The organism is Anaerosoma tenue, from assembly GCF_023161965.1.
Taxonomy (GTDB): domain Bacteria; phylum Actinomycetota; class Coriobacteriia; order Anaerosomatales; family Anaerosomataceae; genus Anaerosoma; species Anaerosoma tenue.
In genome coordinates, this window is record NZ_JALNTY010000003.1 from 13,326 (window position 1) to 26,235 (window position 12,910).

Genomic DNA, 12,910 nt, shown 5'->3' on the forward strand with positions numbered 1-12,910 from the left:
ACCCCGCCCTCACCAGCCCCGCACCCGGTCCGCAGCGACTCGCCTCGGCACCGCACCCGTTCCGTCGCGCGCTGCTTTCGCACCGCGTGCCGGGGTCCGGCGTCCTGCGTGGAGACACGCCCTTGTCGCAGGACCTTCACGGTGGCGTCACACCGCTGAAACACACCGCGTCCACCGTGGATGCATGACATACCCGTGCCAGGTACGCGGGGCGATCGTGAGGCGACCGGAAGGAAGGAAGCGCATGGACGTGCAGGTGACACTGGACACCCTGTGGGTACTCCTCGCAGGGATGCTGGTGTTCTTCATGAACCTTGGGTTCGGACTCGTGGAGTCGGGATTCGCGCGGGCGAAGAACACCGTGAACATCATCTCCAAGAACTTCGTGGTGTTCGCGATCGCGTCGATCGCGTTCTACGTCATAGGCTGGGGGTTGATGTTCGGCGACGGCAACGGGCTGCTGGGCCTCAAAGGGCTCTTCATGCTCGGCGGCGCAGACAACAGCCCCGCAGTGGGCGACGCCTACACCGGCGTGTACTCGGCCATCAGTTGGACCGGCGTGCCGCTCATGGCCAAGTTCTTCTTCCAGCTGGCCTTTGCCGCCACGGCGGCTACGATCGTCTCCGGAGCCGTGGCCGAGCGCATCAAGTACGGGTCGTTCATCGTCTTCTCCGCGCTCCTGGTGGCGTTCGTGTACCCCGTGGTGGGTCACTGGATCTGGGGCGGCGGCTGGCTTGCCGAACTCGGGTTCTGGGACTTCGCCGGCTCCACCGTGGTGCACTCCACAGGCGCCTGGGCTGCGCTCGCGGGTGTGCTCGTTCTCGGTCCGCGCATCGGCAAGTACGCCAAGGACGGAAGCGTGCGGCCCATCCCCGGTCACAACATGACCTCCGCGATGACCGGCGCGTTCATCCTGTGGCTCGGCTGGTTCGGCTTCAATCCCGGCTCGACCATGGCGGCCGATCCCGGTTCGATCTCGCACATCCTGGTGACCACGAGCATGGCAGCCGCAGCGGGCGCGCTCACCGCCACGGCGGTGGCGTGGGTGGTCCTCGGCAAACCGGACCTTGGCATGACGATCAACGGCGCGCTTGGCGGCCTGGTAGGCATCACGGCGGGTTGCGCGTTCGTGAGCGTGGGCAGCTCGCTCCTGATCGGCGCGATCGCCGGCGCGATCATCGTGTTCGGTGTGCTCCTGCTGGACAAGCTGCACCTCGACGATCCCGTGGGCGCGCTGGCCGTGCACGGTATGGGTGGCATCTTCGGCACACTGGCCGTGGGCTTGTTCGCGCAGGACGCCATCGCCCCGGGCACCACCGGCAACGGCCTGTTCTTCGGCGGCGGACTCGACCTGCTCGGCAGCCAGGCGCTGGGGATAGTAGCGGTAGGAGCGTTCGTCTTCGCCCTCTCGCTGGCGGCGTGGCTGGCGATCAAGGCCACCATGGGCGTACGCGTGAGTGAGGAAGAGGAGCTCGAGGGCCTGGATATCGGCGAGCATGGCAACCGGGCGTACCCCGACTTCGTCCAGACCGAGACCGTTGCGTGAGCATCACGCGAGAGGAGTGGCACCGATGAAGAAGATCGAAGCGGTCATCAAGCCGCATCGCCTGGACGACGTGAAGGAGGCGCTGCACGAACTTGGCGTGGTGGGTCTCACCGCGTACGAAGTGAAGGGGTTCGGGCGCCAGAAGGGACACACCGAGATCTACCGCGGGGCCGAGTACACCGTGGACTTCGTACCTAAGGTCAAGGTCGAGGTCGTGGTGGACGACGAACTCGCCGCGAAGGTGGAGGACGCCATCATCAACGCTGCGCGCAGTGGCAAGATCGGCGACGGCAAGGTCTTCACCTACGACTGCGAGGGCGCGGTCCGCATCCGTACCGGTGAGCGTGGCCCGGACGCGCTCTGAGACGATGTGCGCAACACCACGGGCGACAGGGATGCCGGCGGGCGGTCCACTCCAGTGGTACACCGCCCGCCGGGCGGCCCTCATGGCAACGGCGGTGCCCGGCTCGGCCGCGGCACGCGAACTCTCCGACCTCACGGATGAGGCCGTCCTGGCACTGGCCGGGGCGGCCCCGTCGCACGCCCGCCCGCCGTTCGCAGTCTTCGCGCTCGGAGGATACGGGGCCCGCCGCCTGCTGCCCGGGTCGGACATCGATCTACTGATCGTGTCCGAGGGCAACGCCCGTGACCTGGAGCCGCTCGTACGGACGCTGCTCTACCCGCTCTGGGACACCGGGGTCGATGTGGGTCACCAGGTACGCACGCGCGCCGGACAGGTACGCGCGGTGAGCGCCGACCTCACCGTGGCGACCGCATTCCTCACGGCCCGGTTCATCGGGGGCGATGAGCGGCTGGCGCACCGCGTGGTGGCCGACGCGTTCAAGCGGCTCCGCCGGGACCGGCGCCGTCTCCTGGACGAGATCGGAGCGCGCGCCCGTACCGGTTCGCCGTATCTGCTGGCGCCCGACCTCAAGGAGGGAGCCGGCGGACAGCGGGACATCGACGAACTCGTCTGGCGCGCGGCGCTCGAAGCCGGCGTGCCGCTCACGAACGTTCCTGTCGACACCGCGCTCGAGGAGGCCCAGGACACGATCACGGCAGCCCGCTGGCGTCTGCACCTGCATCGGCCCACGGCACGAAACCTCATGGGTGTGGCCGACGCGGAGGCGGCCGGTATCGACGCGGAGGCCGTGCAGCGCGCGCTGGCGGCGGTGCAGCACATCCTTTTGGCAACGCGCGACGCGGTCCGTCGCACGAAGCGAAGCACTGCCGAGGACCCGCCCGCACCGCTTGGCCTCGCCGACCTCGTAAGCGCCGCGCGAGAAGGCGCGCGCGTCCTCCCGAGCGTGGAGCGTGCCGTCTACGCCGGCGGGCTCGACCATGCCGTACCGGGCTTCTCGGCGCTGATGACGCTGCGCCGCCCGGGCCTCTCGCACCGCTACACGGTGGGGGCCCACAGCCTGCACACGCTCGTGTCGCTCTTCAACGGCGACCAGGCGCATGCTGGAGACGCGCTTCCGGGTGACGCGTTCGAGGCGCTTGTGGTGGCCGCGCTCACGCACGACATCGGCAAGCGCGAGCCGGGACCGGACCACGCGGAGCGCGGTGCGGCGGAGGCCGGATCCGCTGCCGGGCGCCTTGGGCTTGCCCCGGATCCATGCCGCATCGTGGAGACGCTCGTGCGAGAGCACCTGCTCCTCGGCGAGGTCGCCACGAGTCGCGACCTGACCGACGAGGACGTCGTACTGGAGGTGGCGGCGCGGATCGGCAGGCGGGATCTCGTGGAGCCGCTCTTCCTGCTGACCGCGGCTGACATGACCGCCACCGGCCCCGATGTCTGGACGCCATGGCGCCGTTCGCTCGTGGTCGAGCTGGCCCGCAAGACCGAGGCCGCCCTCTCGCCGGAGATCGACGGCACCGGCATCGTCTCGATGGCACACGCGTGCCGCGACGAGGCGGCGCGTCTCGCACTCGCGGAAGGCGCCTCGCGCGCCGTGCTGTCATTCATCGAGACCGCGCCGCTCCGGTACCTCGCCAGGCGTACTCCCGGGCACGTGCTGCGCGACGGACGCCTTGTCCAGAGCCTGTCCGGCCCGGGAGTGTTCGGGGAGGTCGCGCTGGACGTACGCGCAGGTGATGCCCCCGACACATGGCTGCTCGACATCGCCACCCGCGACAGACCGGGGCTCTTTGCGGCGATCGCCGGTGCGGTGGCGGTCTCGGGCCTCGACACGCTTGCCGCCGAGGCCTTCACGTCCCACCGTGGCGTGGGGCTCGACATGTTCGTGGTAGCGCCTTCCACTGGAGCCCCTGTGGACGCGAGCACCTGGCATGCCCTTGAGCGTCACCTCTCCGACGCGCTGAGCGGCCGGGCCGGTCTCGAGTCGCTGCTTGAGGGACGGCGCAGACACTACCGCCCTCGCCCGGTACCCGATGCCACACCGTGCAAGGTGACGCTCGGCCCGTGCGGCCCGTTCTCCTCCAGCGTGCACGTCCGCACTCACGACCGCATCGGACTGCTCCACGACCTTGCTTCGGCGATCCAATGCGCCGGGCTCGACATACGGCGCGCCGTGGTCACCACGCGCTCGGGCGTTGCCGACGACGTGTTCGATCTCACCGACGCGATGGGATCCCCGCCGCAACGCGACGTGCTCGAGACCGTGCTGGTGCCCCTCCTCGCGGCCGCCGCCGACAACGGGTCCGGGCGCTGAACGGCGGGGTCCATGCCGGGACCCCGCCGTTGCCTTGCACGTCGCCGGCCCCTACACCAGCGGCGGGGCGTCCACGAAGCCGCCGTCAACGTGAAGCGTGGTGCCGGTGACGTAGGAGGACGCGTCGGAACACAGCCAGAGGCTCGCCTCGGCCACTTCCGACGGCTGGGCGAAGCGGCCCAGGTTGCTCATCTGCAGCGCATAGCGCTCGGGGTCGAGACCGAACTGCGTGAGGGCGTTCCGCAGCATCGGGGTGTCGATGGCGCCCGGCGCCACCGCGTTCACCCTGATGTCATGCGGACCGTTCTCCATGGCCGCGGTCTTGGTCATGCCCACCACACCGGCCTTGGCGGCCGTGTACGCGAACGTGGTCATCTGCGGCCGGAAGCCGCTCACCGACGAGATGTTGACGATCGACCCGCCGTCGCCCTGGGCGATCAGCTGCCGGAGCTCGTACTTGAGGCACAGTGCGGTGCCCTTGAGGTCGATCGACATCAGCCGGTCGTAGTAGTCCTCGTCGAAGTCCGATATCAGGCCCTGGTCGGGCGTGAGGGCCGCGTTGTTCACCGCCACGTCGAGCCTGCCATAGGTCTCCACGGTCTTCGCGACCATCGCCTCGACCTCGGCGGACTTGGAGATGTCCACATACACGAACGTCGCGTCACCACCGTCGGCGACGATCTCCTCGGCCACCTTCGAGCCGGTCTCCCGGTTGAAGTCGGCCACGACGACCTTGGCGCCCGACGCCGCGAACAGCCGCGCGGTCACTTCGCCCATGCCCTGACCCGCGCCGGTGACGATCGCGACCTTGCCCTCAAGTACTGGATATGCCATCAGTCGACCCCTTCCCATGTTTTCCGGGCGGCTGGATGAGTGCCGCCGAGCCAACACTGTAGGGGCCGAATGTTTGTAACTGCAAGTCACAATGTTTGATACTTCTCGTATGGCGGGCGGTACACCCGCCATACGATCGCGCGCTCACATGCCCGCCAGAAGCTCCTTCACCACCTTGGGGTCCGCGAGCGTGGAAAGGTCTCCGAAGGCGTCCATCTCGCGCTCCCCTGCCGCGATCTTGCGCAGGATGCGGCGCATGATCTTGCCCGAGCGCGTCTTGGGCAGGTCGTGGGCGAACTGCACTTCGTCGGGTTGAGCGATCGGACCGATGATCTTGCGCACGTGTCCCTTGAGGATGCGGGCAAGGTCCTCCGAGGGGAAGTGGCCGTCGCGCAGCACCACGTAGGCGTGGATGCCTTCGCCCTTCACGGGATGCGGGAAGCCAACCACGGCCGCCTCGCTCACGCTGTCGTGGCTCACGAGGGCGCTCTCGATCTCCGCGGTGCCCAGACGGTGTCCGCTCACATTGATGACGTCGTCCACCCGGCCAAGCAGCCAGTAGTCGCCGTCGGTGTCGACCCGCGCGCCGTCGCCGGTGAAGTAACGGCCGGGGAACCGGCTGAAGTAGACCTCCCGCAGCCGAGCCTTCTCAGGGTCGTTCCACGTGCCGCGCAGCATGCCGGGCCAGGGTTCCTTCACGGTGAGATAGCCGCCTTCACCCGGATCGGCGCGGCTTCCGTCCTCGCGCACCACCTCGGGCACGACGCCGTAGAACGGCCACGAGGCCGAGCCCGGCTTGAGCTCGGTCGCGCCGGGGAACGGCGTGATCAGGAACCCGCCCGTCTCGGTCTGCCAGTATGTGTCCACGATCGGCAGCTCGCTCCGCCCGATCGTGTCGTGATACCACTCCCACACCTCGGGATTGATCGGTTCTCCGACGGTGCCTAGGAGCCTCAGCGACGACAGGTCGTACCGCTGCGGCCACCCCGCGCCGTGCCGCATCAGTGCACGGATGACCGTCGGCGCCGTGTAGAACGTGTTCACGCGGTACTTCTCCACCACACCCCAGAAGCGCCCCGGATCGGGATATGTGGGCACGCCCTCGAACATGAGAGTGGTGGCCCCTGCCGCAAGCGGCCCGTACACGATGTAGCTGTGACCGGTGATCCACCCGATATCGGCGGTGCACCAGTACACGTCCTCGTCGCGGTAGTCCATGACCGTCTTGAACGACATGAGCGTGTACAGCAGGTAGCCGGCAGTGGTGTGGAGGATGCCCTTGGGTTTGCCCGTGGAGCCGGACGTGTAGAGGATGAAGAGCGGGTCCTCTGCTCCCATCGGTTCGGGCGGGCACGGCCGGCGCACCTCCGGTGCGGTGATCTCCTGGTGCCACCACGTGTCGCGACCGGGCTCCATGTCCACGTCGCCCGCCCCACGCTTGACCACGATGCAGGCGTCCACGCTCGGACACTCGAACAACGCTTCGTCGGCAGCGGCCTTGAGCGCCACCTTGCGACCGCCACGGATGCCCTCGTCGGCGGTGATGAGCAGCTTGGCGCCGCAGTCCTGTATGCGCTCGCGGAGCGCACTCGCAGAGAAGCCGCCGAACACGACCGAGTGGATGGCGCCGATGCGCGTGCAGGCGAGCATCGCCATCGCCAGCTCGGGGATCATCGGGAGGTAGATGGCCACCCGGTCGCCGCGCTCGATGCCCTTCTTCTTGAGCACGTTGGCGAACTTGCTCACGATGTGATGCAACTGCTGGTAGGTGAACGTAGCGGTGCTGCCGTCGTCGCCCTCCCAGATGAGCGCCGCCTTGTTGCGGCGCCAGGTATCGAGATGCCGGTCGAGGCAGTTGGCCGAGACGTTCAGGGCGCCGTCCGCGTACCACTGGTAGTCGAGCTCGTCGAACCCGCCAGAGCGGACGGTGGAAAACGGTGTCATCCACGAGAGCTCGCTCCGGGCAGCATCACCCCAGAAGCCGTCCGGATCTTCGAGCGAGCGTCGGTACGACTCCTCGTACGCGGCACTCCCCGATACCACCGCGCGCTCCAGGAACGACTGCGGCGGTGGGAACCTGCGATCCTCCGCCGCGTGATGCTCGATGCTCTCATGCAGTTCGTCGGCCATACCATGCTCCTCCCGGTCGCCTTGTATTCGTATTCCCCTTCTGCCCCCCTCTTGTCGTGTACGATACGCATACCCGCTGTAAGGAACCTTGTGAGCACACTCACCCGAAAGTACGACGACCTGCGCAACCGCCTGGCCAACCTCGGCAGCGCGCTGGTCGCATACTCTGGCGGCGTAGACTCCACCTTGCTCGCCTTCACGGGACACGTGGTGCTCGGCGAGAAGTGCCTCGCGGTGATCGCCGTCTCCGACGTGCATCCCGCCTCCGAGATCGACGAGGCGCGGGCCACGGCGCGTTCGCTCGGCCTGAACACGTACGAGGTCGAGACGTACGAGCTCACCGACCCTCGCTTCCAGTCGAATCCCCCCGATCGCTGCTACTACTGCAAGGCCGAGATGTTCTCCCTGTTCCGGACCATCGCCACCACGCGAGGCATCTCATGGGTGCTCGACGGGACCAACGCCGACGACCCGGGACAACACCGCCCCGGGCTGCGCGCGATCAGCGAGTTCGGTGTGGTGAGCCCGCTCCTGGATGTGGGCCTGCACAAGGACGAGATCAGGGCGCTTTCCGAGCAGCTCGGCCTCCCCACGTGGGACAAGCCCTCAGGCGCGTGCCTCGCCACACGGTTCCCCTACGGCACACCTATCACCGAGGAGGACCTCGACCGTGTCGCGGTCGCGGAGGCTGCCGCACGGAGACTGGGGCTCAAGCAGGTACGCGTACGCTCGCACGGCGACATCGCCCGGATCGAGGTCGACCCCTCGGAGATGGAGCGTGCCTTCGCGCTGCGCGAGCAGCTTGCGGCGGGTGTGCGCGCGGCGGGCTTCGAGTTCGTCACGCAGGATCTCGACGGGTACCGGAGCGGCTCCCTCGACGAGGGACTCGAGGAGCCCCGGAGCGAGTAGCGCGCACGGCCGACGACCGCCTGACCCATGCCACCGCGATGCCCAGCAGTACCGGGACGGCGGTGAACACCTGGGTCGACGCGAGGACTCCGGTCGGCGAGTCCATCGACGGTCCGAGGAGCGCGAGTGCCATGACCACGCCGAGGTACGCGACCGAACCGGTCCAGACGCCCGCGCGGTTCCGCTCGAACCGCGCCACCCGGCGCACGAGACCGTACGCGATGACGCCGAGCGTCGCCAGCCCGCCGCCCCAGACCGACCACGCTACCGCCCCCATCACGCCCTCGTCTTCGATGCGAAGGAAGTAGACCGCGAAGAACGGCAGCGCGTACAGCACGTACTGGAACGCGGCGGCGATCACTATCAGCACAACCGGTACGGCCAGCGCCACGATGATGGTGCGCATCGTGCGAGTCATCACGCCACCGCGGTCCACCGGTGTTCGCCTAGTGTCACGAAGGCGATCGTAAGTCCGATCAGGGCAGGCAGGGCGATCCCCGGCTCGTAGACCCCGGCAGGGTCACCTACGGTCGCGAATCCCAACCATACGACCGGAGACACCGCCAGTCCCGGCCAGACGCACCATGGAACAGGCCTGCGGCGACCGATCATCTTGATCGTCGCATGTATGACGCCCGCATACACGCCCAGCCCGCCGATAAGAGCGAGCATATACGCGGCAACACCTGCGTACTCGCCCAGGCGCAGCACGACGATCACCGCCATGGCCATGCCCAACGACGTCATGAGCAGGACGTATGGCACCACGCCGCCCGCAATGACCGCCCCCAGCCCCCACAGGATTCCACGTCCCCAGCCGAGCTGTGCCGATCGAGTCATCGTCATCTCCCCCTGCCCCCTCCATGCCGGACACCAGTTCACCGCCGACGGCTCCGGCCCCTACTCGGTAAGCACACGCAGCGCCGCCCTCACCGCGGCCGGCATGCGCTCCCGCACGCGCACGGGATCGCCCATCGCCCGACCGAGGATGCGCGTGGTGAACGGCTGCGCCGTGGACACGATGTCGATCTCCGGATAGAGGGCGCGTGCCACACCCTCCACTGTTGCGAGCGACTTGATGAGCAGGCCGTATCCTCCGGGGATCGCGATGTCGTGCGCCCCCAGCAGCCTGAGGAACCCAAGCCCGAAGTGGGCGAAATCGCGGGTGCCGTCTGGTCGCACATCGCCATCCAGCAGCTCGCCCAGCCCTTTGCGCACAGGCTCGACGTGCTCGGGTGGCACATGCACGCCGAGCTTCTCCGAGTACCTGAGCGCCCTGTCCGGGTCACGGTAGACGAGGGCAGCCATCACCTGCGTGATGTTCATCCGCTCCTCGGGAGTGAGGTAGCCGACGATGCCGAAATCCAGATACGCGATGGTGTTCTCGGGGGTGACGAAGATGTTCGCGGGATGCAGGTCGGCGTGATAGCGGCCGTAGACGAAGACCTGCCGCATGAACGCCGTCGCCCCGTGGATCGCAAGACCTTTGCAGTCAACGCCCGCCGCACGCGCGGTCTCAAGGTCACTCAATCGCCATCCGGTGATGTACTCCATGGTGAGCACCTTCGCGGTGGTCCTCGACCACACGATCCGCGGCGCCACCACCTTGTCGTCGTCGCGAAAGTCGAAAACGAATCGGTCAGCGAACCGGCCTTCCTTACGCAAGTCGAGCTCCCGGTCCACCGTCTCGGCGAACTCGTCAACGAGCGCCACAGGGTCGAATCGGCGCGCGAACCGGGTTCCCGCGAGGCGGGTAGCCAGCCGGCGCACTATGGCCACGTCGCCCCTGATGGACTCGGCCGCCCCCGGGCGCACGACCTTCACCACGACCTCGGCGCCCGCCGGAAGCACGTCGCCCCACACAGGTCGGCAGGGTGCGGCGAGTGTCGCCCGATGTACCTGAGCGATCGAAGCGGCGGCGAGCGGCGTGTCATCGAAGGACGCGAACAACTCCTCGGGCTCCGCCGCGAACTCACTGCGGATGACCGAGCGGATGGCACTCGCGGGTATGGGTGGAACAGCGTCCTGCATGCTCTGCATCTCGGCGACCAGCTCCGCCGAGAACTCGTCGGGCCTCACGGAGATGAGTTGGCCGAGTTTCACGAACGCCGGGCCGAGGCGCTCGAACGACAGACGCAACGCGCGGGCCCAGGCCGCGCGCCTCACGCGGCCCGGCGCCAGGCCGAAGCGCGCAGAGGGCAGCTGCCGTACCAGCTGGCCGAGCGTGACCCCCACGATGACGGCGTTACGGGATGGCATGGCGCACCCCTACTCGCCGAGCTTGCGGAGGATGGTCTCCAGCAGCGACTCCATGGTGTCGAGTCGGCCGCGCAGCTCGGCGACCTCGAAGCGGATCTCGTCCAGTGCGGGATCGGATTCCTTCTCCTCCGAGACCTGCTCACCACGGGCGCGCGCCTCGAGGTCGAGCTTGAGCTTCTCTTTCTCCTCCTCGACCATCGCCGCGAGGCCGTCCACGAACGCATCCCGTCCACCCGTCATGCCCTCGGGCCCTTCGGCAATGCCCCGCCGGATCGCGGCCTTGATCTCCTCATCCGCGGCCTCATGCGTGAAGAGCCACGTTGCGAAGAACCGCATCACGTCGTCCGTCATGTCACGCCCCCCGTCGACCTAGATACTGTGTAATGAATAGTACCTCGCATTACGAGGTAATGCAACCCGCCTTCCGGGATCGCCCGGTTGCTCTACTCGCCGCGGGCGGCTGCCGCTCCGCCCAGGAGACGCAGGCCGTTCGCGATCACCACGAGAGCGATGCCGGTGTCGGCGAAGACCGCCATCCACAGGGTGGCGTGACCCGTCATCGCGAGCGCGAGGAACACCGCCTTGACGGCCAGCGACAGGGCGATGTTCTGCCTCACGATGCGCATCGTCCTGCGCCCGAGGCCGATGAACCGCGGGAGGGCCGACAGGTCGTCTCCCAGAAGCGCGACGTCGGCGGTCTCCAGCGCGGTCTGGCTCGCCGCGGCTCCCATCGCGATGCCGATGTCGGCGCTCGCGAGGGCAGGGGCGTCGTTGATGCCGTCGCCCACCACCGCGACCGGTCCGTACGCCTCGCGCAGCTCGCCCACGGCATCGGTCTTCCCTTCGGGAAGAAGACGTGCGCGGTACTCGGAGATGCCCGTCATCTCCGCTACGCGAGCTGCCGCGGCGGGGTTGTCACCCGTGAGCATGACCACGTGCGCCACCCCGCCCAGGCGAAGGTCCGTGACCGCACGCGATGCGTCGGAGCGCACCGCATCGGCAACGCCCAGCAAGCCGATCGCACGCATGTCGGAGCCGTCACCGGTCGCCACGACGAGCACGGTGAGACCGCGCTCCTCCAGCGCCAGCGCCCCCGCATCCGTCTCGCCCGACATCACGCCGAGCTCCCCGGCATACGCGGCGCTGCCGACCGAGACACGCACGCCGTCCACCTGCGCGGACACGCCCTGCCCGGGCGTCTCGACGACCCCGCTCACCGCTTCCGAAGCAGGCGCCGCGGCGGCCGTCACGGCAGCCGCCAGCGGATGATTGGAGTGCGCCTCCACGGCGGCCGCCAGGGATGCCACCCGTTCGACCGGTTCGTGGCCCAGCGCGATCGTCTCGATCACCACCGGGCGCCCCTCGGTAAGGGTGCCCGTCTTGTCGAACGCCACCACCCCGACGTGAGCGGCGCGTTCGAGGAAGGCGCCCCCCTTCACCAGCACGCCGTCCCTGGTGGCCCGCGCGATCGCGGAGACGATGGCCACGGGCGTGGAGACCACCAGCGCGCACGGACACGAGATCACCAAGAGCGTGAGCGCGCGGTAGACCCATTCGCGCCACCCCTCGATCCCCACCCACCCCGGGCTGAGTCCCCCGAGGAACGGCCCGCCGATGGCGACCGCCGCCGCCGCGACCATCACGATCGGGGTGTAGACGCGACTGAACCTGTCCACGAACCGCTGCACGGGCGCACGGCTCGCCTGGGCCGCTTCGACCAGGTGGACGATGCGAGCAATCGTGGTCTCGGCTGCCGGAGCCGTGGTCACGATCGCCACAAGGCCGGAGGTGTTGAGCGTGCCCGCATAGACGGTGTCGCCGGAACGCTTGTCCACAGGCAGCGACTCGCCCGTGATGGGCGACTCGTCGAAGGCCGACACACCCTCGGCCACCACTCCGTCCAGCGGTACACGCTCACCAGGACGCACCACGATCGTGCCCCCCACAGGCACATCGGCAGGCGCGACCTCGATCTCGCCCTCATCCATCCGCAGACGCGCACGCTCGGGCGCGAGTGACATGAGCTCCCCGATCGAGCGCCTGGTGCGCGCGACCGACCGCGACTCCAGCATGCCGCCCAACGCAAACAGGACGATCACGGTGGCCCCTTCGCCCCACTCGCCCAGCGCGGCGGCGCCACTCACCGCAAGCGTCATGAGCACGTTCATGTCGAGCGTACGCGCCATGAGCGACGTCACCGCGCGTCGCCACACCAGTGAGCCACCGACGATGATCGCCAGCGCGAACGCACCCACCGAGGGTACTTCCGACGCTAGACCCCCGAGAAGCCATCCGAGCACGAGGAGGATCGACGCGATGCCCACGCGGATCTCGGTCCGGTTCTTCACCCACCACGAGACAGCCGGGAGCGGCGGTCCGCCCTCGGAATCGACCGCCTCGATACCGTGACCGGCGCCGACCACCGCGGCAACCGCGGCGCCGCGCGGATCCGCTTCGGGGTCGTACTCCATGAGCAGCAGCCCGCTCGCGAAGTTGACGTCGGCGGATACGACGCCGGGGATCTGCCGTACGGACGCGGCCACGGTCCGCGCGCAGT

Annotated in this window: 11 protein-coding genes; 4 read left to right on the top strand and 7 right to left on the bottom strand. The window is 68.4% G+C overall.

Features of this window, described 5'->3' with window-relative positions; all coding sequences use genetic code 11:
- The first annotated feature begins 244 nt into the window (after positions 1-244).
- The 3 genes from MSB02_RS07715 (at position 245) to MSB02_RS07725 (ending at position 4,221) form a co-directional block, all read left to right on the top strand.
- Positions 245-1,546: an ammonium transporter gene (locus tag MSB02_RS07715; protein WP_267194658.1), complete on the top strand. Its 1,302-nt coding sequence runs from the start codon at positions 245-247 to the stop codon at positions 1,544-1,546.
- A gap of 25 nt (positions 1,547-1,571) precedes the next feature.
- Positions 1,572-1,910, top strand: coding sequence for a P-II family nitrogen regulator (locus MSB02_RS07720; RefSeq protein WP_267194659.1), 339 nt, complete (start codon positions 1,572-1,574; stop codon positions 1,908-1,910).
- An 82-nt stretch (positions 1,911-1,992) separates the two neighbouring features.
- Positions 1,993-4,221 (top strand): [protein-PII] uridylyltransferase family protein, encoded by a 2,229-nt coding sequence (locus MSB02_RS07725; RefSeq protein ID WP_267194660.1) that lies wholly within the window; start codon positions 1,993-1,995, stop codon positions 4,219-4,221.
- A 51-nt stretch (positions 4,222-4,272) separates the two neighbouring features.
- Here the strand turns inward: MSB02_RS07725 and MSB02_RS07730 are convergent, their stop codons facing one another.
- Complete coding sequence (locus MSB02_RS07730; RefSeq protein WP_267194661.1) at positions 4,273-5,055, bottom strand: SDR family NAD(P)-dependent oxidoreductase; 783 nt, start codon at positions 5,053-5,055, stop codon at positions 4,273-4,275.
- Between the two features lie 144 nt (positions 5,056-5,199).
- Positions 5,200-7,185 (bottom strand): acetate--CoA ligase, encoded by a 1,986-nt coding sequence (acs, locus tag MSB02_RS07735; RefSeq protein WP_267194662.1) that lies wholly within the window; start codon positions 7,183-7,185, stop codon positions 5,200-5,202.
- 90 nt (positions 7,186-7,275) lie between these two features.
- Here acs and larE point away from each other — a divergent pair, with 90 nt between their 5' ends.
- On the top strand, positions 7,276-8,094 hold the full coding sequence (larE, locus tag MSB02_RS07740; RefSeq protein WP_267194663.1) for an ATP-dependent sacrificial sulfur transferase LarE: 819 nt from the start codon (positions 7,276-7,278) through the stop codon (positions 8,092-8,094).
- On the opposite strand, the gene MSB02_RS07745 is transcribed toward larE, so the two are convergent.
- The 5 genes from MSB02_RS07745 to MSB02_RS07765 all read right to left on the bottom strand — a co-directional run bounded on the left by MSB02_RS07745 (position 8,024) and on the right by MSB02_RS07765 (position 12,896).
- On the bottom strand, positions 8,024-8,512 hold the full coding sequence (locus MSB02_RS07745) for a hypothetical protein (protein WP_267194664.1): 489 nt from the start codon (positions 8,510-8,512) through the stop codon (positions 8,024-8,026). The two genes, larE and MSB02_RS07745, sit on opposite strands and share 71 nt — an antisense overlap.
- The gene (locus MSB02_RS07750; protein ID WP_267194665.1) at positions 8,512-8,934 is read right to left on the bottom strand and encodes a hypothetical protein; all 423 of its coding nucleotides are present in this window, start codon (positions 8,932-8,934) and stop codon (positions 8,512-8,514) included. The genes MSB02_RS07745 and MSB02_RS07750 overlap by 1 nt, the downstream gene beginning before the upstream one ends.
- Positions 8,935-8,994: 60 nt before the next feature.
- Complete coding sequence (locus MSB02_RS07755) at positions 8,995-10,353, bottom strand: ABC1 kinase family protein (protein WP_267194666.1); 1,359 nt, start codon at positions 10,351-10,353, stop codon at positions 8,995-8,997.
- Positions 10,354-10,362: 9 nt separating this feature from the next.
- On the bottom strand, positions 10,363-10,704 hold the full coding sequence (locus MSB02_RS07760; protein ID WP_267194667.1) for a hypothetical protein: 342 nt from the start codon (positions 10,702-10,704) through the stop codon (positions 10,363-10,365).
- A gap of 92 nt (positions 10,705-10,796) precedes the next feature.
- Complete coding sequence (locus MSB02_RS07765) at positions 10,797-12,896, bottom strand: heavy metal translocating P-type ATPase (protein WP_267194668.1); 2,100 nt, start codon at positions 12,894-12,896, stop codon at positions 10,797-10,799.
- Positions 12,897-12,910: the final 14 nt, after the last annotated feature.

Excerpts from the sequence above, each read along its gene's own strand:
- MSB02_RS07760 (WP_267194667.1), bottom strand. The coding sequence starts at position 10,704 with ATGACGGACGACGTGATGCGGTTCTTCGCAACGTGGCTCTTCACGCAT.
- MSB02_RS07755 (WP_267194666.1), bottom strand. The coding sequence starts at position 10,353 with ATGCCATCCCGTAACGCCGTCATCGTGGGGGTCACGCTCGGCCAGCTG.
- MSB02_RS07720 (WP_267194659.1), top strand. The coding sequence starts at position 1,572 with ATGAAGAAGATCGAAGCGGTCATCAAGCCGCATCGCCTGGACGACGTG.
- MSB02_RS07730 (WP_267194661.1), bottom strand. The coding sequence starts at position 5,055 with ATGGCATATCCAGTACTTGAGGGCAAGGTCGCGATCGTCACCGGCGCG.
- MSB02_RS07715 (WP_267194658.1), top strand. The coding sequence starts at position 245 with ATGGACGTGCAGGTGACACTGGACACCCTGTGGGTACTCCTCGCAGGG.
- MSB02_RS07750 (WP_267194665.1), bottom strand. The coding sequence starts at position 8,934 with ATGACTCGATCGGCACAGCTCGGCTGGGGACGTGGAATCCTGTGGGGG.
- MSB02_RS07745 (WP_267194664.1), bottom strand. The coding sequence starts at position 8,512 with ATGACTCGCACGATGCGCACCATCATCGTGGCGCTGGCCGTACCGGTT.
- MSB02_RS07725 (WP_267194660.1), top strand. The coding sequence starts at position 1,993 with ATGGCAACGGCGGTGCCCGGCTCGGCCGCGGCACGCGAACTCTCCGAC.
- acs (WP_267194662.1), bottom strand. The coding sequence starts at position 7,185 with ATGGCCGACGAACTGCATGAGAGCATCGAGCATCACGCGGCGGAGGAT.